Raw genomic sequence first — 18120 nt, forward strand, 5'->3', positions numbered from 1 at the left:
GATGAACTTTTACCAGACCGTCTACGCCCTGGCCCGACAGATCCCCCGGGGCCGGGTGGCCACTTACGGCCAGCTGGCCTTTCTCGCCGGCAGCCCCCGGGCCTCGCGGGTGGTGGGCGGCGCTATGCGCCGCTGCCCCGCGGGCGCCGGCGTCCCCTGCCACCGGGTGGTGGGGAGAGACGGCCGCCTGGCGCCGGAGGGGACCTTTGGCCCCCTGGACGAACAGCGTCTCCTGCTGGAGGCGGAGGGGGTCGAAATCACCCCCGACCGGCGGGTGGACCTGCAGAGATACCGCTGGGATGGTACCCTGAAGACCGAATGAGTGCAACCGCTTGAGAGGAGGCGCAGCATGGGGCTGTTTGACAAATTTAAAAAGGGGCTGCAAAAGACCCGGGATTCCTTTGCCGGGGCCCTGGGCGGCATTGCCGCCAGCTTTACCAAAATCGACGAGGACCTCTTCGAGGAAATTGAAGAGACCCTCATCATGGCCGACGTGGGGGTGGACACCTCCCTCAAGATCGTGGAGAAGCTGCGGGAGGCCGTCAAGCGCGACCGGGTCACCGACCCCAAGGAGATCCGCCGCTACCTGAAAGGGGTCCTGTTGGACATCCTCCAGGGCGACACCGCTTTGGAGATTACCACCAAGCCCACGGTGCTGCTGGTCATCGGGGTCAACGGGGTGGGCAAGACCACCACCATCGGCAAGTTGGCCGCCCTGCTCAAAAACCAGGGGCACACGGTGCTTTTGAGCGCGGCCGACACCTTCCGCGCCGCGGCCATCGACCAGCTGCAAGTCTGGGGGCAGCGCAGCGGCTGCGACGTCATCGCCCACCAGGAGGGGAGCGACCCCGCCGCCGTCATCTACGACGGGGTGGCCGCCGCCAAGGCCCGGGGGGTGGACGTCCTCATCTGCGACACCGCCGGGCGGCTGCACAACAAGAAAAACCTCATGGACGAACTGGCCAAGATCAACCGGGTCATTGACCGGGAGGCCGCCGACAGCAAGAAGGAGACCTTCTTGGTGCTCGACGCCACCACCGGCCAGAACGGGGTCAACCAGGCCAAGCAGTTTATGGAGGTCACCGACCTGACCGGCATCGTCCTCACCAAGCTCGACGGCACCGCCAAGGGCGGGGTGGTGGTGGCCATCAAGGACCAGTTGGGGCTGCCGGTGCGGTACATCGGGGTGGGGGAGCAGGTCGACGACCTGCAGCCCTTTGACGCCCAGACCTTTGTGGACGCCCTCTTCTGCGAGGAGTAGCGCCCCAGACGACAACAAATAGGAGGACAGAGGCTGTGAAATTGCTCATCGCCACCAACAACGACAAAAAGGTGCGGGAATTCCACCGCATCCTGGAGCCCTACGGGGTGGAGTGCGTCTCTTTAAAGGAGGCCGGCATCCGCCAGGAGATCGAGGAGACCGGCACCACCTTTGAAGAGAACTCCCGCATCAAGGCCCAGGCCATCTGCGATCTGACCGGCCTGCCGGCGGTGGCCGACGACAGCGGCCTTTCGGTGGACTGCTTGGACGGCGCGCCGGGGGTCTACTCGGCCCGCTACGCCGGGGAGAACGCCACCGACGACGAGAATGTGGACAAACTGCTGGCGGCCCTCAAAGACGTCCCCGACGAGGGGCGCACCGCCCGCTTTGTCAGCGTCATCACCATCGTCTTCCCCGACGGGCGCAGCTTTCACACCCGGGGCGAGTGCGTGGGGCAGATCGCCCACCAGCGCATCGGCTACAACGGCTTTGGCTACGACCCCATCTTCCAGGTGGGGGAGGGGCGGAGCTTTGCCAGCATCCCCCCCGAGGAGAAGGACGCCATGAGCCACCGGGGCAAGGCCCTGCGGCTCTTTGTGGAAGAGCTGAAAAAGTACCTGTGAGCCGTGCCGCCGGCCCGGCCCGTGAGAGATAGAGAGGAACTGCGACCATGTTGACAAGCAAACAGAGAGCGTATTTGAAGGGCCGCGCCAACGGCCTGGACACCATCGTCCAAATCGGCAAGAACGGGGTCGAGCCGGCGGTCACCAAGCAGGTGGCCGACGCCCTGGCCTCCCGGGAGCTGATCAAGGGCCGGGTGCTGGAAAACAGCCCCTACACCCCCCGCGAGGCGGCGGCCGAGCTGGCCGAGTACACAAAGAGCGAGGTGGTGCAGGTCATCGGCACCAAGTTCGTCCTCTTCAAGCAGAAGAAAAAGGACTCCGCCTACACCCTGTAAGGCGAGGGAGGACGCGAGCGAGATGGATACGGCGATTTTTGGCGGCACCTTCAACCCGCCCCACCGGGGGCACACCCTGCTGGTGGGGACCATCTGCCGGGCGCTGGGCCTTGCGCGCTGCGTTGTGGTGCCCACCTTTCAGCCCCCCCACAAGGCCCCGGCGGCGGGGGCCAGCCCCGCCCAGCGGCTGGAGATGGCCGCCCTCTGCGACTGGGGGGTCCCGGTGGAGATCAGCGACGTGGAATTGCGCCGGGGCGGGCGGAGTTACACCTTCGACACCCTGGCGGAGTTCCACCGCCGCTGGCCTGAAGACCGGCTCTTCTTCCTCATGGGCAGCGACATGCTCTTGAGTTTTCGCCAGTGGCACCGCTACCGGGAACTGCTGGGGATGGCGGCCTTCTGTGTGGCCCCGCGGCGGGAGGACGACCGCGCCGCCCTGCAGGGGGCGGCCGACTCCCTGCGGGCCGAGGGGGGGACCTTCCTGCTGGTGGACGCCCCCCCGCTGGAGGTCTCCTCCACCTGGCTGCGGGCCCGGCTTGCGGCCGGGGAGGACGTGTCGGACTATTTGGACCCGGCGGTGCTGCGCTACATCGAGGAGCGCCGCCTCTACCGAGGGGAGGATGGAAAGTGAACCCCTATAAACCCTACCGCGAGTACGTCAAGGCCCACCTCTCCGACGAGCGCTACCGCCACACCAAAAACGTGGTGGAGCAGGCCGGCGCCCTGGCGCGGCGCCACGGGGCCGACGAGGATGTCTGTCTGCGGGCGGCCTGGCTGCACGACTGCATGAAGGAGGAAAGCCTGGACACTTTGTTGCATTGGTGCAGAGAGTTTGCTATAATAAACAATGCCTTGGCCCGCAGCAGCCGCGCGCTGCTGCACGGGCCGGCGGCGGCAGCTTTTGCCAGGGAGCACTTCGGCATCACCGATGCCCGGGTGCTCGACGCCATCTTCTATCACACCACCGGCCGGCCCAACATGTCGGCGGAGGAGGAGATCGTCTTTCTGGCGGACATGACCGGCCCCGAGCGGACCTTCGCCGGGGTGGAGCAGCTGCGACAGCTCTGTTTTACCGATTTAAACCGCGCTATGGCCTGGGCCCTGCAGAACAATTTGATCTACCTGGCCCAGAGGGGCCGCCCCATCTTCGAGGGGTCGGTCACGGCGTATAACCACTACATCGAGGGAGAGTAACATGGCAAAGAGGATGCGGGAGACCCCCCACAAAGGCAAGAAGACCGGCAACAGAAAAAAGAAGATCGCGCTCATCGTCACCACGGTGGTTTTGGCCCTGGTGGTAGCGGGGGGAACGGCGGTGTACGTGCTGCTGCACTCCAACCTCTTCGGCGGCGCGGACATGTCTGAATACGGCAACTCGCAGGCGGTGCAGGAGAAGTCGGTGAACATCCTCATCGTCGGCACCGACAACGACACCTCCCGCCCCGAATACGCCGACCACGAGCTCACCGACGTCATCATGGTGGTCAACTTCAATATGGAGGACGGGACCGCCCACATCCTGCAGATCCCGCGGGACACCTACGTGGGCGACGACATCCCCTCGGGCAAGATCAACGCCGTCTTCTCCCGCGGGGAGAACAAGGACAAGCACATCCTCAACCTGGTCAACTACATCACCACCCAGTACCAGCTGCCCATCGACCACTACATCACCATCACCATGCAGACCTTCATCGACGCGGTGGACGCCATCGGCGGCATCGAGATGAACGTCCCCTACGATGTGACCATCGTCGACGAGGGACTTGAAATCAAAGCCGGCCAGCAGACCCTCAACGGTGAGCAGGCCCAGTGCTTTGTCCGCTCCCGCGAACTCTACGCCGAGGGCGACCTGGGCCGGGTCAAGGCCCAGCGCCTCTTCATCGCCGCGGGGATGGAGAAGATCACCAAGCTCTCCACCAACGAGATGATCAAGTTGGTGGGGCTGTGCTACGACAAGGTCGAGACCGACCTGACCGGCGCCGACATCCTGAACTACGCCCAGAAGGCATCCAAGCTGGACCTCTCGCAAGTCGAGATGTACATGGTGCCCGGCGAGCCCGCCTACTCCAAGGCGGGGCTGTCCATCTACTCGGTGCACAAAGAGGAGCTGGCAAACCTCCTCAACGAGAAGTTTCGCCCCCACACCGAGGCGGTGCCGGCTGAAAAGCTGACCTGCCCCGAGGTGGCCAACTCCTCCTCCTGGTACGACAAAAACGGCAACACCATCGACGATCTGTTGGGCGGGGCCAAGCCGGGCAAAGACACCATTTCCGGCAAGGAGAGCAGCAGTTCGGCCGCCTCCTCCAGCGCCACCAGCGGCGAGTAAAGACCAATTGATGAAAAGGGAGCAGAGAATGACTGCAAGAGAGATCGCCGCACTGGCTGTGCAGGCGCTAGAAGACAAAAAAGCCGGGGACATCAAGGTCCTCGACATCTCCAAGGTGTCCACCCTGGGGGACTACTTCGTCCTCTGCGAGGGCACCAGCACCACCCAGGTGAAGGCCTTGGCCGACCAGGTGGATTTCTTCCTGGGACAAAACGGGGTGGAGCCGGACCGGATCGAGGGCTACCAGTCCGCCGGGTGGATCGTCTTGGACTACGGCGACGTGATCGTCCACGTCTTCCACAAGGAGTCCCGCGAGTTTTACGGGCTCGAGCGGCTCTGGGCCGACGGCAAGCCGGTGGCCATTGACGAACTGAAAAAATAAGGCAGCCAAAAGCCGCGGGAGACCGCGGCCTTTGGGGCGTTTTGAGGGAGGATACAGTTTTGAGCTACGATTTCAAACAGATCGAAAAGAAATGGCAGGATCGGTGGGACGAGGAGAATGTCTTTGCCGCCACCACCGACTTTTCCAAACCCAAGTTTTACCCCCTGGTGGAGTTCCCCTACCCCTCGGGGCAGGGCCTGCACGTGGGGCACCCCCGCAGCTACACCGCGCTGGACATCGTGGCGCGCAAGCGCCGGCTGGAGGGGTACAATGTCCTCTACCCCATGGGGTGGGACGCCTTTGGCCTGCCCACCGAGAACTACGCCCTCAAAACCGGCATCCATCCCGAGATCGTCACGGCCAAAAACATCGCCCACTTCAAAGAGCAGCTCAAGTCCCTGGGCCTCTCCTTTGACTGGAACCGGGAGGTGAACACCACCGACCCCAGCTACTACAAGTGGACCCAGTGGATCTTCCTGCAGCTGTACAAGCGGGGGCTGGCCTACAAAAAGGAGATGGCCGTCAACTTCTGCACCTCCTGCAAGGTGGTGCTGGCCAACGAAGAGGTGGTCGGCGGCGTCTGCGAGCGCTGCGGGGGCGAGGTCATCCGCCAGGTAAAGAGCCAGTGGATGCTGAAGATCACCGAGTACGCCCAGCGGCTGATCGACGATCTGGAAGAGGTCAACTACATCGACCGGGTCAAGAGCTCCCAGATCAACTGGATCGGCCGCTCCACCGGCGCCGAAGTGGACTTCACCACCACCGCCGGGGAGAAGCTCACCGTCTACACCACCCGCCCCGACACCCTGTTTGGGGCCACCTATATGGTCCTCTCCCCCGAGCACCCCTACATCGACCAGTGGGCCGGGCAGATCACCAACATGCCCGCGCTGCTGGAGTACCGCGAGAAGGCGGCCCGCAAGTCCGACTTTGAGCGCACCGAGATGCAAAAGGAGAAGACCGGCGTCGAGATCGAGGGGGTGCGGGCCATCAACCCGGCCAGCGGCAAGGAGATCCCCATCTTCATCTCCGACTACGTGCTCATGAGTTACGGCACCGGCGCCATCATGGCGGTGCCCGCCCACGACACCCGCGACTACGACTTCGCCAAGGCCTTCGACCTGCCCATCGTCGAGGTGGTGGCCGGCGGCGACGTGGAGAAAGAGGCGTTCACCGACTGCGCCACCGGGGTGATGGTCAACTCCGGCTTCCTGGACGGCATGAAGGTGGAGGAGGCCAAGAAGGCCATCATCGCCTGGCTGGAAAAAGAGGGCAAGGGCCACCCCAAGGTCAACTTCAAGCTGCGCGACTGGGTCTTCAGCCGCCAGCGCTACTGGGGCGAGCCCATCCCCATGGTCTACTGCGAGAAGTGCGGCTGGGTGCCGCTGCCCGAGTCCGAACTGCCCCTGAAACTGCCCGAGGTGGCCGACTTTCACCAGACCGAGGACGGGCAGTCCCCCCTGGCCAAGCTCGACGACTGGGTCAACACCACCTGCCCCCACTGCGGCGGGCCCGCCAAGCGGGAGACCGACACCATGCCCCAGTGGGCGGGTTCCTCCTGGTACTTCCTGCGCTACTGCGACCCCCACAACGATCAGGAGATCGCCAGCAAGGAGGCGCTGGAGTACTGGCTGCCGGTGGACTGGTACAACGGGGGGATGGAGCACACCACCCTGCACCTGCTCTACTCTCGCTTCTGGCACAAGTTCCTCTACGACATCGGGGTGGTCCCCACCAAAGAGCCCTATGCCAAGCGCACCAGCCACGGCATGATTCTGGGTGAGAACGGGGAGAAGATGTCCAAGTCCCGCGGCAACGTGGTCAACCCAGACGACATCGTCGACCAGTACGGGGCCGACACCATGCGGCTGTACGAGATGTTCATCGGCGACTTTGAGAAGGCCGCCCCCTGGAGCGCCGACTCCATCAAGGGCTGCAGCCGGTTTTTGGACCGGGTCTGGGGGCTCTCCAAGCTGCTCATCCCGGGCGAGGGCTACTCCAAAGAGCTGGAGGTCAGCTTCCACAAGACCATCAAAAAGGTGACCGAGGACATCGAAAACCTCAAGTTCAACACCGCCATCGCCGCCATGATGGCCCTCATCAACGAGATCTACGCCAAGAAGGGGATCACCAAGGACGAGCTGCACGACTTCCTGGTCATCCTCAACCCCTTTGCCCCCCACCTCACCGAGGAGATGTACGAGAAGCACGGCTTTGGCCCCATGTTGGCCAAGGAGAAGTGGCCGCTCTTCGATGAGAGCAAGTGCGTCGACGAGACGGTGGAGCTGGCGGTGCAGGTCAACGGCAAGGTGCGGGCCAAGATCGTGGTGCCGGTCAACTGCGACAAAGAGACTGCCATCCAGATCGCCAAGGACAACGCCGCCATCGCCGAGGCGCTGGTGGGGAAGATGCCCATCCGCGAGATCTACGTCCCCGGCCGGCTGGTGAACATCGTCATCAAATAGGGAGTTTTTTGCTGGAAACCGTTTGCTTTTTGAATTTTTCCAACTTGCCCCCTGCAAGCTATTGACAGCCCTTGGCAGGGCATTGTATAATAGTCTCTGTTATACAAGTTGCGCCTGCCGGTACAACTTGTAGCGGCCAGGTCCACGGGTGAGAGCCCTGGGCGGCGGCATCTTACGGGGCGGTCCCTGCGGGGGCGCGGCGCCGTAAACTCCTGCCGCATGGCGGAGGGAGGGGAAGTAAATGTCGGAAATTCGCGTCAAAGACAATGAGAGCTTGGACAACGCGCTGCGGCGGTTCAAACGTCAGTGCGCCAAATCGGGTGTCTTGCAGGAGGTTCGCAAACGTGAGCACTACGAGAAGCCCTCTGTAAAACGCAAAAAGAAATCCGAAGCGGCTCGCAAGCGCAAATTCAAAAAGAGATAAGCTTGCAGGTCTATCGGGCACGGCGAACAAAAGATAAAAGCGGGCTTTGCAGCCCGCTTTTTCATTTGCCGGCTTCAATTTCTTTGCAATTTTGAAACAATTTTTTGAGATACTAAGAGGGCGGCCGTAGCCGCCCAAAGGGGGAGCGAGCAGGTGCTGAGACCGGACTACATGCAAAAGAGCGTGCAGGGGGTGACCCTGCAATTTCTGAAGGCCGCCGGCATCGGCGGGCTGATCGTCGACATCGACAACACCCTTGCCAAACACGACGACCCCACCCCGGCGCCGGGGGCGCGCGAATGGGTCGAGGCCATGCGGGCGGGGGGGATCAAACTCTGCATCATCTCCAACAACGGGGAGGAGCGGGTGCGCCCCTTTGCCCAGCTGTTGGGCCTGCCCTATGTCCACAGCGCCAAAAAGCCCCTGCCGAAGAGCTACCGCCGGGCGGTGGCGCTGCTGGGGCTGCCCCGAGAGGCCTGCGCCATGGTGGGCGACCAGCTCTTCACCGACATGCTGGGGGGGAACATCGCCGGGGTCAAGACCATTTTGGTCAACCCCATCGACGGGCAGGAGCTGGCGCAGATCCAGTTCAAGCGCAAGCTGGAACGGCTGTTCATCAAGCGGGAGGAGGACTGAAATGGCGGCAAAATTCGGCCCGGCGGGCAATTCCCAGAGCTTTAAAGACCAGGGGTACAAGGCCACCATCCAGGCCCCCGGCTATGTGGAGAAGATGGGCCTTGACTGCTACGAGTACCAGTGCGGCCACGGGGTGCGCATCAGCCCCGAGGCGGCGGCCGCCTTTGGCAAAAAGGCGGTGGAGCATGGCATCTCCCTCTCCCTGCACGCCCCCTATTACATCTCCCTCTCTTCGGTGGAGGAGGAGAAGCGTCAGAAGTCGGTGGAGTACATCCTCCAGAGCGTCCGCGCCGCCGCCGGCATGGGGGCCGACCGGGTGGTGGTCCACTCCGGCTCCTGCTCGAAAATCAGCAGGGAGGAGGCCCTGGCCCTGGCCGGCGACACCCTGCAGCGGGCCCTGGCGGCCATGGATGAGGAGGGGCTGGGCCATGTCCACCTCTGCCCCGAGACCATGGGGAAGATCAACCAGTTGGGCACCCTGGACGAGGTGCTCTCCCTCTGCTGTCTCGACGAGCGGCTGATCCCCTGTATCGACTTTGGCCACCTCAACGCCCGCACCCTGGGCGGCATCGCCCAGAAGAGCGATTACGAGGCCATCCTGCTGGCGGTGGGGGAGCGGCTGGGCGAGGGGCGGATGAAGGGATTTCACGCCCACTTCTCCAAGATCCAGTACACCGAAAAGGGGGGCGAAAAGGTCCACCTGACCTTTGCCGACACCGTCTACGGTCCCGCCTATGAGCCGCTGATGGAGCTCATCTGCCAGTACGGCTGCAGCCCCACCTTCATCTGCGAGTCCGCCGGCACCCAGGCCGAGGACGCCCGCACCATGAAAGACTACTACCGCTCCCTGCAGGGGTAAAGCGCTGTCCCGCCCCGCCGGGGCGGAGAAAATAAAGAGGGGTGGATCCACGTGAAAAAGATCATTGCCATCATCAACGGGCCCAACATGAACCTTTTGGGGGTGCGGGAGCCGGGCCACTACGGGCTGGAAAATTTGCAGACCGTGGAGGAGTCCTGCCGCCAAAAATGCGCCGAGCTGGGGCTTTCCTGCATCTGTTTTCAGGCAAACGGCGAGGGCGAGCTCATCGACTTCATCCACCGGGGACTGACCGACTTTCAGGGGATCGTCATCAACCCCGGCGCCTATACCCATTACAGCTACGCCATCCGCGACGCCCTGGCCGCCGTCAAGCTGCCGGCGGTGGAGGTGCACATCTCCAACGTCCACCAGCGGGAAGAGTTTCGCCACCGCTCGGTGACCGCCCCGGTCTGCGTGGGCCAAATCTGCGGCCTGGGCACCCAGGGCTATCTGCTGGCCATCGAGGCCCTGGCGGGGAGGGTGTAGCCATGCGCGTCTGTGAACTGCTGCCCCAGGGCATTGACGCCGCCCTGGTGGACGATGAGAAAAATCGCCAGTACCTCACCGGGGTCCGCTCCTCGGCGGGCACCGTCGTCGTCACCCGGGAGGAGACCTACCTGATCATCGACTTCCGCTACATCGAGATGGCCCGGGCCGCCGCGCGGGATTGCCAGGTGCTCTTGCAGGACAAACTCTATGCCCAGATCGGCGAGCTGTTTGCCCGGCACGGGGTCCGGTCCTACGGGGTGGTGGACTCCCTCTGCTCCCTGTCGAAGGCCCGCGGGTGGATGGAGAAACTCCCCGCCCGGCTGGTGGACGGCAGCGGCTTTGAAGAGGTGCTGGGCGGCCTGCGGATGCGCAAGAGCGCCGCCGAGATCTCCAAGATAAAGGCCGCCCAGGCCCTCACCGACGAGGGGTTCCAGCACATTCTCGGCCACATTGCCCCGGGAAAGACCGAGCGGGAGATCGCCCTGGAGATGGAGTTTTTCATCCGCCGCCAGGGGGCCGAAGGGGTCTCCTTCGACTTCATCGTGGTGGGGGGGCAAAACTCCTCCAAGCCCCACGGGGTGCCGGGGGACTACGTGCTGCAGACGGGTGATTTCCTCACCATGGACTTTGGCTGCACGGTGGACGGCTACTGCAGCGACATGACCCGCACCGTGGCCCTGGGGAAAGTCAGCGAAAAACAGCGCCAGATCTACGACATCGTCCTCAAGGCCAACGAGATCGGCATTGCCGCCGCCCAGGCGGGCGTTATCTGCGAGGAGGTCGACCGGGCCAGCCGGGACTACATCGCCTCCTTTGGTTACGGGGCCCAATTCGGCCACGGCCTGGGCCATGGGGTGGGGCTGGACATCCACGAGGAACCCCGCTTTTCGCCCGGCTGTAAGACCGCCCTTGAAAAGGGGATGGTCATCACCGTGGAGCCGGGCATCTACCTGCCCGGCGAGTTCGGGGTGCGCATCGAGGACATGGTGGTCATCACCCCCCAGGGGACCGAGGACATCACCCGCTCCCCCAAGGAGCTGCTCCTCCTCTAAACCCCGGCGCCAGGCCGAAAAAGAACTTGAAAAATAGACGGTGATAGGATAGAATGGATAAGAACTAATGATTTGGAGGATGGACCCATGATTTCTGCGGGAGATTTTCGCAACGGAGTTACTTTTGAGATGGACGGCACCGTCGTGCAAGTAGTGGAATTTCAGCACGTAAAACCCGGCAAGGGGGCCGCTTTCGTCCGCACTAAAATTAAAAACGTCATCACCGGCGGGGTTTTGGAGAAGACCTTCAACCCCAACGACAAATACCCCACCGCCTTTATCGATCGGCGGGACATGCAGTACCTGTACAACGACGGCGACCTCTACTACTTCATGGACGAGGAGACCTACGAGCAGCTGCCCATCAACAAGTCTATCCTCAGCGACAACTTCAAGTTTGTCAAAGAGAACACTGTGGTCAAGGTGCTGTCCTACAAGGGCAACGTCTTTGGCGTCGAGCCCCCCTTCTTTGTCGAGCTGGAGATCACCAAGACCGACCCCGGCTTCAAAGGCAACACCGCCACCAACACCCTGAAAGAGGCCACTCTGGAGACCGGCGCCGAGATCCGCGTCCCCCTCTTCCTCAGCGAGGGCGACCGCATCCGCATCGACACCCGCACCGGCGAGTACATGGAGAGAGCGTAGGACAGAACCACTCTGCCCGCCCGCCCTTTCCCCAATTGATTTGAATAGGAGAGACAAGCTATGACCATCGGCGAAAAAGTATCCTACCTGAAGGGCCTCATCGAGGGGCTGGACATCGACAAGGGCAAGAAGGAGTCCAAGATCATCCTGGCGATGGTCGACATCATCGAGGACCTGGCCCTGACTGTCGACGACATCGAGGAAGACCTGGACGAAGTGATGGACTTTGTGGAAGAGCTGGACGAGGATCTCTCCGATGTGGAGGACGACCTCTACGGCGACGAAGACGACGACGATGATGACTGTTGCTGCGATGAGCCCATGTACGAAGTGACCTGCCCCACCTGCGGCGAGACCATCTATGTCGACGAGGACACCCTGACCGACGTGGGTTCCATGCCCTGCCCCAACTGTGGCGAGGAGCTGGAACTGGACACTGACTTCGCCTTTGACGACGAAGAGGAGTGCGGCTGCTGCGATTGCGGCTGCGACCACGAAGAGAAGGAGTAGCCCCCTTCAAGCGACTGCGATCGAGAGCCGCCCGGTGTGTGCCGGGCGGCTCTCTTTTTCTTTTTGCCGGGCGGTGTCGGCCCGGCATACACTGTACAAGCGGCCGCGAAAGGCCGCAGAGAGGAGGGGAGACCCTGTGATGAGCGCACTGACTGCCCGCACAAAAAAGCGGCGCAAGGGGTTCCCCCTTCGCCGCCCCTGGGGGCGATGTCTCCGCCCGTGACAGCCGCCGTTCAACCGGCCGCCGCCTGTTCGGCGCGGCCCGCTGCCACAGGAGGAAGATCCCATTGAAATGGCTTGAAGACGCCCGCTCCATCCTAAAAAAAGACCCCGCCGCCAGAAGTCTGGCCGAGGTCGTTTTGCTCTACCCCGGCTACCACGCCCTATTGTGGTACCGGCTCGCCCACCGCCTCTACCGGCGGAAACACTTCTTTCTCGCCCGGCTGCTGAGCCAGCTGGGGCGGGGTTTTACCGGCATTGAGATCCACCCCGGGGCCCAGATCGGCCGCGGCCTCTTTATCGACCACGGGGCCGGGGTGGTCATCGGCGAGACCGCCGTGGTGGGGGACAACTGCACCATCTACCACGGGGTCACCCTGGGGGGCACCGGCAAGGGGGAGGGCAAACGCCACCCCACTGTGGGCAACGATGTGTTGCTGGGGGCCGGTGTCAAGGTGTTGGGCCCCATCGAGATCGGGGACGGCAGCCGCATCGGCGCGGGCAGCGTGGTGCTGCGCCCGGTACCCGCCGGGGCCACCGCCATTGGCATTCCCGCCGCGGTGGTCCGCCAAAACGGCCGCCGGGTCGGCCCGCCCGCCAGCGAGACCCTCAACCAGCGGGACTACCCCGATTTGCTGCACAACCAGTTGGCCCACCTGGCCCGCCGACTCGACCGATTGGAAGGGGAGTGCGGCCGGGGGAGGAGTGCCCGCTGACCGGTTGTTCTACTCCGGGCGCTGCTATCGCGACTTTGCGATATATTGACGACCTAACCGCCGGAGCTGTTTGGCCAGGCCTTTAGCCTTCCGTGGCCCCTCTGTCCCAGCGCAGAAGAGAGGATATAGAAGACCAGCGGCGCAAAATGGGAAGATGATTTCCACCCCCCTTGTCGCCCGCAAAAGGGGCAGACAAAGAGCCTGCCTGGCGGGGGAAAAGAAGCAAGGTTGCATCCGTGACTCATTCCCGAAAAAAGAGAGGGGGGAGCGCTGCGGCGCTCCCCCCTCTCTTTCTAATTATTTGTAGGGCAATTTTAGCAAAGCCCCCTTGGTTTTTGGTGCGACAAAAGGGCGACTTTCCCCGGCGGGGGCCGTTCACCTCTCCCCGGTGTACTTCCTGGCCTCTTTTTTCACCTTGCCGAAAATCCAGAACCGGCTGACAATGTAGTTGATGGTGGCCGAGAGGGCGGAAGCCCCGATTTTTACCGGGTTTTGGGGAAGTCCCAACCCTGAGACAAGCAGCGCCATGATGGCGGTCTCCAGCACACAGGTGCCCAGCCGACAGCCGGCAAAGTCCCGCAGGCCCTGCCAGACAGCCCGCGCCCCGCCCCCGCGCTGGCGAAAGACAAACCAGCGGTTGGAGAAGTAGGCCGCCACTACATAGACCACCCAAGCGGCCACATTGGCGACGGCATAGTTCCAGCCGCACCAGTTGGCCAGGACGAAGAAAAGGCAGAGATTTAGAAAGGCGGTAATGGCCCCCCAGAACACATAGTGGGCAAATTGCCGCCAGTTTTTGACGATGTCGCCGACCAGGGCACGGATCCAGTGGAGCAATCGAGCTCCCCCCTCTCATATAGGCGGCAAATACCGGCATATCTGCGCTCTTTCTGTCCCATTTTACACCCAAATGGAGAAAAGGGGAAGGCGAGAGGGGGTGGAATTTCCCATTCATTGCATATCTTGTATGGTTTTTTGTTTGCAATTTGGCCAAATTCACTATTCGTTTCACCACTTTTCACCGCTAAAATAAAAAATGTTACAAAACTGTGACCGACCCGGTGACAAGCCTCTGGGGCCGTGCTATAATGTGTATCAAATCGACGGGGCCCCCAACAGCCTTCGTCAAATTCGATTTAGGAGGAAATCTGATGACAACAATTTGGACACCGCTGTTCTCGTTTGTCGTCTTCGTGGTCGTCTTCGCCCTCGGCGACATCGTTGCAGAGAAAACAAAAGGATTGATATCCGCTATTATCGTGGGGTGCTTTGTCTACCTCGTAGGGTTCTGGACCGGCATTATCCCGGCCACTTCGGTTGCGGATAGCACCCTGCCCGGCATGATGAGTGCTTTCGGCATCGCCGTGCTGCTGGTCAACCTGGGCACCATCCTCGACCTGGAGTCCCTGCTGAGAGAGTGGAAGACGGTTGTCATCGCTCTGGTGGGCCTGGTGGGTCTGGCCCTGGTCAGCTTCACCATCTCCACCTGGCTCTTCGGCAAAGAGTACGCCCTCAGCGCCGCCTCCCCCATCGCGGGCGGGCTGATTGCCGGCATCATCACCAATGACGCCGCCGTCGCCGCCGGCAAGCCCGCTCTGGGCGGGTTCGCCATGCTGGTCGTGGCCTTCCAGATGTTCGTCGGTATGCCCATTGCCTCCTTCTGCCTGAAGAAAGAGGCGGGCAAGATGGTCAAAAACGGCGTTGTCTCCGAGAGCGCTTCCACCGGCAAGAAAAAGAAGATCAACCTTCGCTTCCTGCCCGAGGGGCCCAAGTTCCTCAACACCCCCACTTCCATTATCGCCAAACTGGGCATCGTTGCCTTTATCGCCTACGTTGTGGCCATGCTGACCGTCATCCCCGGCTCCAACCCGGTCAACTACATCCTCAACCCCAACGTGGCCTACCTCCTCTTCGGCATCATCTTCTGTGAGATCGGCTTCCTGAACAAGAACGCCTTGACCAAGGCCGGCGCCTACGGCTTCTTCAGCATCGCCCTGCTGGCGGTCCTGCCCGGCTCCTTCACCTCGGTCACCCCGGCTGCCTTCCTCGACATGATCCTGCCCCTGGTCGGCACCCTGGTCATCGGCGCCGTCGGCATCGGCATCTTCGCCATCATCATGGGCAAACTGCTGGGCTACAGCCCCCTGGTCTCCATCGCCATCGGCATGACCGCCCTCATCGGCTACCCCGGCACCCAGGTCATCACCGACGAGGTCGTCGCCGGTCTGGACGCCAGCGACGAGCAGAAGGCTGCTGTCTCCGCCGTGATTCTGCCCAAAATGCTCGTCGGCGGCTTCACCACCGTCACCATTGCCTCGGTGGTCTTTGCCGGCATCATCTCCCCCTTCATCTTCTCCTAAGCGAGGAGCGGGGAGAGCGCATTCACAGAAGCGGTTTCTGTTGGGAAAATTGCGTCTTGTGAGTTTGAAAAGAAGGTTTTGCGAGTTGACCGTCTGCTTTGGCAGGCGGTTCACTTGCAGAAAGGGGACGCTTTAAACCGTTAAAGCGTCCTGGAAATACAACGCTGTACAGACGTGCTGCCCGCCGGCTTTTCGACAGGCGGCCCCTCAAATAAAAAAGGAGTGGATGATTGTGAAAAAAGTGATCAAATGCGGCAAGTTTTTCAGTGCGGTGGACGACAAGGTCCTGGAGAACATCGCCATCGTCATCGACGGCAATAAAATCGAGTCGGTCGGCCCCATCTCCGGGTGCAACTGCGACGACTGCGAGGTCATCGACCTGTCCGACAAGTTCGTCATGCCCGGCCTGATCGACGCCCATCTGCACACCCTCATGAACGGCGAGGTCACCTGCATGGACGACATGGGCAAAAAGACCATCGGCGACATGACCATCGACAGCATGAAAAACGCCCAGTCCGACCTGATGGCGGGCTTCACCACAGTGCGGGACGAGGGCTCCTACGGCTTTGCCGACATCGCCGTGCGCGACGCCATCAACGCCGGCAAGATCACCGGCCCCAGAATGTTCGTCTCCGGCATCCCCATCGGCACCACTGGCGGCCACTGTGACTCCCACTACAACCCCTACATCACCGGGCAGCACAGCATGGGCCAGGTCATCGACAGCCCCGACGCCGGCCGCAAAGCCGCCCGCTACACCCTGAAATACGGCGCTGACCAGATCAAGGTCATGGCCACCGGCGGCGTCATGTCCATCGGCGACGAGCCCGGCGCCCCCGAGTTCACCTACGAGGAGATGAAGGCCATCCTCGATGTGCCCAACTCCCGCGGCAAGATCTCCACCGCCCACGCCCACGGGGCCGAGGGCATCAAAATCGCCATCCGCGCCGGTATCACCTCCATCGAGCACGGGATGCTGATGGACGAGGAGTGCATGGACATGATGGTCGAGCACGGCACCTACCTGGTCCCCACCATCATCGCCGCCGAGCGGATTGTCGCCATGGGCGTTGAGAACGGCCTGCCGGCCGAGGCGGTGGGCAAGGCCCAGCGCTGCCTGGAGAACCACGGCAAAAACCTGGAGAAATGCCGCGCCAAGGGCGTGAAGATCTGCTTTGGCACCGACGCCGGCACCTACTACAACCGGCACGGCGAGCAGACCCGCGAGTTTGGGCTGATGACCGAGTACGGCAAGTTCCCGGTGGCCGAGTGCCTGATTGCCGCCACCCGCACCAACGCCGAGCTGATGAAGTGGGGCGACAAGGTCGGCACCATCGAGGCCGGCAAGCTGGCCGACGTGGTGGCCTTTGACGAGAGCCCCTTCGACAACATCGAAATCATGAACCACTGCTCCTTTGTCATGAAGGACGGCGTGGTTTACAAGGGCTAAAAATACTGGTATAATCTGATAAGTGGCTGTGTGAGCAGCCACTTATCGTTGCTTTATTCGCTTTCGTGCTTTAAACTGCAATTTGCAGCGAATGGCTTGCCTGCGCGATTTTGGCGAACAGAGAGGGAGGAATTCCATGAAAAAAGTGCTCTTTTGCGGCCAGCTCTTTCCCGCCACCGGGGAAGAGGTGCTCCGCGACCAGGCCGTTTTGATCGACGGCGAGACCATCGAGGCGGTGATGCCCCGCGCCCAGTTTAGGGGGGAGGACTACCAGGTCATCGACCTGTCGGACAAATTTGTCACCCCCGGCCTCATCGACGCCCACGTCCACACCAACATCGACGGCGAACTCAACTTTATGGAGCAGATGATCTCCGAGACGGTGGGGGCCTGCACCATCCGCTCCCTCTGCAATGCCCGCAGCGATTTGATGGCGGGCTTTACCTCCCTGCGGGACATGGGCTCCTACGGCTTTGCCGACATCGCCCTGCGCGACGGCATCAACGCCGGCAAGGTGGTGGGGCCGCGGATGCTCTGCTCCGGGCTCTGCATCGGCTCCACCGGCGGCCATGCCGACTCCTGGTTCAACCCCTATATCACCGGGATGCACGAGTACGGCTATGTCATCGACGGCCCCGACGAGGCCCGCAAGGCCGCCCGGCTGATGTTCAAGTACGGCGCCGACCAGCTCAAGATCATGGCCACCGGCGGGGTGGGTTCCCCAGGGGAGCCGGGCGCGCCCGAACTCTCCTTTGAGGAGATGAAGGCCATGCTCGACATCGCCAACAGCCGGGGCAAGCTCTCCTCGGCCCACGCCCACGGCGCCCAGGGGATCAAAAACGCCATCCGCGCCGGGGTGGCCACCATCGAGCACGGGATGCTGATGGACGACGAGTGCATTGACCTGATGGCCGCCCACGGCACCTACCTGGTCCCCACCATCATCGCCGGCGACCGCATTGTCGAGTACGGCACCGACGCCGGCATCCCCGCCTCGGCGGTGGAGAAATCGGCCCGCTGCCTGGAAAACCACCAGAGAAATCTGGCTAAATGCCGGGAGAAGGGGGTCAAAATCGGCTTCGGCACCGACGCCGGCACCTTCTTCAACCACCATGGAGAGCAGACCTATGAGCTGGTGCTGATGGTCCGCTACGGCTTTACCCCCGCCCAGGCCCTGCTGGCAGCCACCAAGGTCAACGCCGAGCTGATGCGCTGGTCCGACCGGGTGGGCACCGTGGAGGCCGGCAAATTCGCCGATTTCGCCGCCTTTGACCAAAACCTGCTGGAACACATAGAAGCGGTGAGCGACTGCTCCTTCGTCATGAAGGGCGGCCAGGTCTGCAAGGGATAGCCCCCGCAGAC

The 18120-nt window shown here is 62.3% G+C and carries 21 protein-coding genes; 20 read left to right on the plus strand and 1 reads right to left on the minus strand.

The window, feature by feature from the left end:
• Position 1: 1 nt before the first annotated feature.
• From BN3266_RS08855 to epsC, 17 genes are all read left to right on the plus strand, one after another.
• Positions 2–322: an MGMT family protein gene (locus BN3266_RS08855; protein WP_059004871.1), complete on the plus strand. Its 321-nt coding sequence runs from the start codon at positions 2–4 to the stop codon at positions 320–322.
• A 27-nt stretch (positions 323–349) separates the two neighbouring features.
• Positions 350–1261, plus strand: coding sequence for a signal recognition particle-docking protein FtsY (ftsY, locus tag BN3266_RS08860; protein WP_021658461.1), 912 nt, complete (start codon positions 350–352; stop codon positions 1259–1261).
• Between the two features lie 35 nt (positions 1262–1296).
• Positions 1297–1884: an XTP/dITP diphosphatase gene (locus BN3266_RS08865; RefSeq protein ID WP_059004872.1), complete on the plus strand. Its 588-nt coding sequence runs from the start codon at positions 1297–1299 to the stop codon at positions 1882–1884.
• 47 nt (positions 1885–1931) lie between these two features.
• A complete protein-coding gene (locus BN3266_RS08870) occupies positions 1932–2219 on the plus strand; it encodes a YhbY family RNA-binding protein (protein WP_059004873.1) in 288 nt (95 codons plus the stop codon).
• A 22-nt stretch (positions 2220–2241) separates the two neighbouring features.
• Complete coding sequence (gene nadD, locus BN3266_RS08875) at positions 2242–2850, plus strand: nicotinate (nicotinamide) nucleotide adenylyltransferase (protein WP_059004874.1); 609 nt, start codon at positions 2242–2244, stop codon at positions 2848–2850.
• The gene (yqeK, locus tag BN3266_RS08880) at positions 2847–3413 is read left to right on the plus strand and encodes a bis(5'-nucleosyl)-tetraphosphatase (symmetrical) YqeK (protein WP_021658457.1); all 567 of its coding nucleotides are present in this window, start codon (positions 2847–2849) and stop codon (positions 3411–3413) included. The genes nadD and yqeK overlap by 4 nt, the downstream gene beginning before the upstream one ends.
• A gap of 1 nt (position 3414) precedes the next feature.
• Complete coding sequence (locus BN3266_RS08885) at positions 3415–4548, plus strand: LCP family protein (RefSeq protein WP_082671757.1); 1134 nt, start codon at positions 3415–3417, stop codon at positions 4546–4548.
• A gap of 28 nt (positions 4549–4576) precedes the next feature.
• The gene (gene rsfS, locus BN3266_RS08890) at positions 4577–4930 is read left to right on the plus strand and encodes a ribosome silencing factor (RefSeq protein WP_059004876.1); all 354 of its coding nucleotides are present in this window, start codon (positions 4577–4579) and stop codon (positions 4928–4930) included.
• 59 nt (positions 4931–4989) lie between these two features.
• Positions 4990–7395, plus strand: a complete 2406-nt coding sequence (gene leuS, locus BN3266_RS08895; protein ID WP_059004877.1) for a leucine--tRNA ligase — start codon at positions 4990–4992, stop codon at positions 7393–7395.
• A gap of 241 nt (positions 7396–7636) precedes the next feature.
• Positions 7637–7819 (plus strand): 30S ribosomal protein S21, encoded by a 183-nt coding sequence (gene rpsU / locus BN3266_RS08900; RefSeq protein WP_021658453.1) that lies wholly within the window; start codon positions 7637–7639, stop codon positions 7817–7819.
• Between the two features lie 153 nt (positions 7820–7972).
• The gene (locus BN3266_RS08905; protein ID WP_081692924.1) at positions 7973–8455 is read left to right on the plus strand and encodes a YqeG family HAD IIIA-type phosphatase; all 483 of its coding nucleotides are present in this window, start codon (positions 7973–7975) and stop codon (positions 8453–8455) included.
• A 1-nt stretch (position 8456) separates the two neighbouring features.
• Positions 8457–9314: a TIM barrel protein gene (locus tag BN3266_RS08910; RefSeq protein WP_059004878.1), complete on the plus strand. Its 858-nt coding sequence runs from the start codon at positions 8457–8459 to the stop codon at positions 9312–9314.
• Between the two features lie 51 nt (positions 9315–9365).
• A complete protein-coding gene (gene aroQ / locus BN3266_RS08915; RefSeq protein WP_075109725.1) occupies positions 9366–9800 on the plus strand; it encodes a type II 3-dehydroquinate dehydratase in 435 nt (144 codons plus the stop codon).
• Between the two features lie 2 nt (positions 9801–9802).
• Positions 9803–10855: a M24 family metallopeptidase gene (locus tag BN3266_RS08920; RefSeq protein WP_059004879.1), complete on the plus strand. Its 1053-nt coding sequence runs from the start codon at positions 9803–9805 to the stop codon at positions 10853–10855.
• Between the two features lie 87 nt (positions 10856–10942).
• A complete protein-coding gene (gene efp, locus BN3266_RS08925) occupies positions 10943–11500 on the plus strand; it encodes an elongation factor P (protein WP_021658448.1) in 558 nt (185 codons plus the stop codon).
• A 60-nt stretch (positions 11501–11560) separates the two neighbouring features.
• A complete protein-coding gene (locus BN3266_RS08930; protein ID WP_021658447.1) occupies positions 11561–12010 on the plus strand; it encodes a CD1247 N-terminal domain-containing protein in 450 nt (149 codons plus the stop codon).
• A gap of 287 nt (positions 12011–12297) precedes the next feature.
• Positions 12298–12945, plus strand: a complete 648-nt coding sequence (epsC, locus tag BN3266_RS08935; protein WP_059004880.1) for a serine O-acetyltransferase EpsC — start codon at positions 12298–12300, stop codon at positions 12943–12945.
• A 375-nt stretch (positions 12946–13320) separates the two neighbouring features.
• Here epsC and BN3266_RS08940 read toward each other — a convergent pair whose 3' ends face one another.
• The gene (locus BN3266_RS08940) at positions 13321–13782 is read right to left on the minus strand and encodes a GtrA family protein (protein WP_059004881.1); all 462 of its coding nucleotides are present in this window, start codon (positions 13780–13782) and stop codon (positions 13321–13323) included.
• Between the two features lie 314 nt (positions 13783–14096).
• On the opposite strand from BN3266_RS08940, the gene BN3266_RS08945 reads away from it, so the two are divergent.
• From BN3266_RS08945 to BN3266_RS08955, 3 genes are all read left to right on the plus strand, one after another.
• Positions 14097–15305 carry a hypothetical protein gene (locus BN3266_RS08945; protein WP_075109726.1) on the plus strand — a complete coding sequence of 403 codons (1209 nt, stop codon included), beginning with the start codon at positions 14097–14099 and terminating at the stop codon, positions 15303–15305.
• Positions 15306–15537: 232 nt separating this feature from the next.
• Complete coding sequence (locus tag BN3266_RS08950; protein ID WP_059004883.1) at positions 15538–16758, plus strand: metal-dependent hydrolase family protein; 1221 nt, start codon at positions 15538–15540, stop codon at positions 16756–16758.
• 136 nt (positions 16759–16894) lie between these two features.
• Positions 16895–18109 (plus strand): metal-dependent hydrolase family protein, encoded by a 1215-nt coding sequence (locus BN3266_RS08955; RefSeq protein WP_059004884.1) that lies wholly within the window; start codon positions 16895–16897, stop codon positions 18107–18109.
• The last annotated feature ends 11 nt before the right edge of the window (positions 18110–18120 follow it).

The organism is Bittarella massiliensis (ex Durand et al. 2017), from assembly GCF_001486165.1.
GTDB classification, from domain to species: Bacteria; Bacillota; Clostridia; order Oscillospirales; family Ruminococcaceae; genus Bittarella; species Bittarella massiliensis.

Coding starts and splice junctions, on each gene's coding strand:
- ftsY (WP_021658461.1), top strand. CDS start 350: ATGGGGCTGTTTGACAAATTTAAAAAGGGGCTGCAAAAGACCCGGGAT.
- BN3266_RS08855 (WP_059004871.1), top strand. CDS start 2: ATGAACTTTTACCAGACCGTCTACGCCCTGGCCCGACAGATCCCCCGG.
- BN3266_RS08955 (WP_059004884.1), top strand. CDS start 16,895: ATGAAAAAAGTGCTCTTTTGCGGCCAGCTCTTTCCCGCCACCGGGGAA.
- nadD (WP_059004874.1), top strand. CDS start 2,242: ATGGATACGGCGATTTTTGGCGGCACCTTCAACCCGCCCCACCGGGGG.
- BN3266_RS08930 (WP_021658447.1), top strand. CDS start 11,561: ATGACCATCGGCGAAAAAGTATCCTACCTGAAGGGCCTCATCGAGGGG.
- BN3266_RS08920 (WP_059004879.1), top strand. CDS start 9,803: ATGCGCGTCTGTGAACTGCTGCCCCAGGGCATTGACGCCGCCCTGGTG.
- rpsU (WP_021658453.1), top strand. CDS start 7,637: ATGTCGGAAATTCGCGTCAAAGACAATGAGAGCTTGGACAACGCGCTG.
- rsfS (WP_059004876.1), top strand. CDS start 4,577: ATGACTGCAAGAGAGATCGCCGCACTGGCTGTGCAGGCGCTAGAAGAC.
- BN3266_RS08945 (WP_075109726.1), top strand. CDS start 14,097: ATGACAACAATTTGGACACCGCTGTTCTCGTTTGTCGTCTTCGTGGTC.
- BN3266_RS08885 (WP_082671757.1), top strand. CDS start 3,415: ATGGCAAAGAGGATGCGGGAGACCCCCCACAAAGGCAAGAAGACCGGC.
- BN3266_RS08870 (WP_059004873.1), top strand. CDS start 1,932: ATGTTGACAAGCAAACAGAGAGCGTATTTGAAGGGCCGCGCCAACGGC.
- BN3266_RS08910 (WP_059004878.1), top strand. CDS start 8,457: ATGGCGGCAAAATTCGGCCCGGCGGGCAATTCCCAGAGCTTTAAAGAC.
- efp (WP_021658448.1), top strand. CDS start 10,943: ATGATTTCTGCGGGAGATTTTCGCAACGGAGTTACTTTTGAGATGGAC.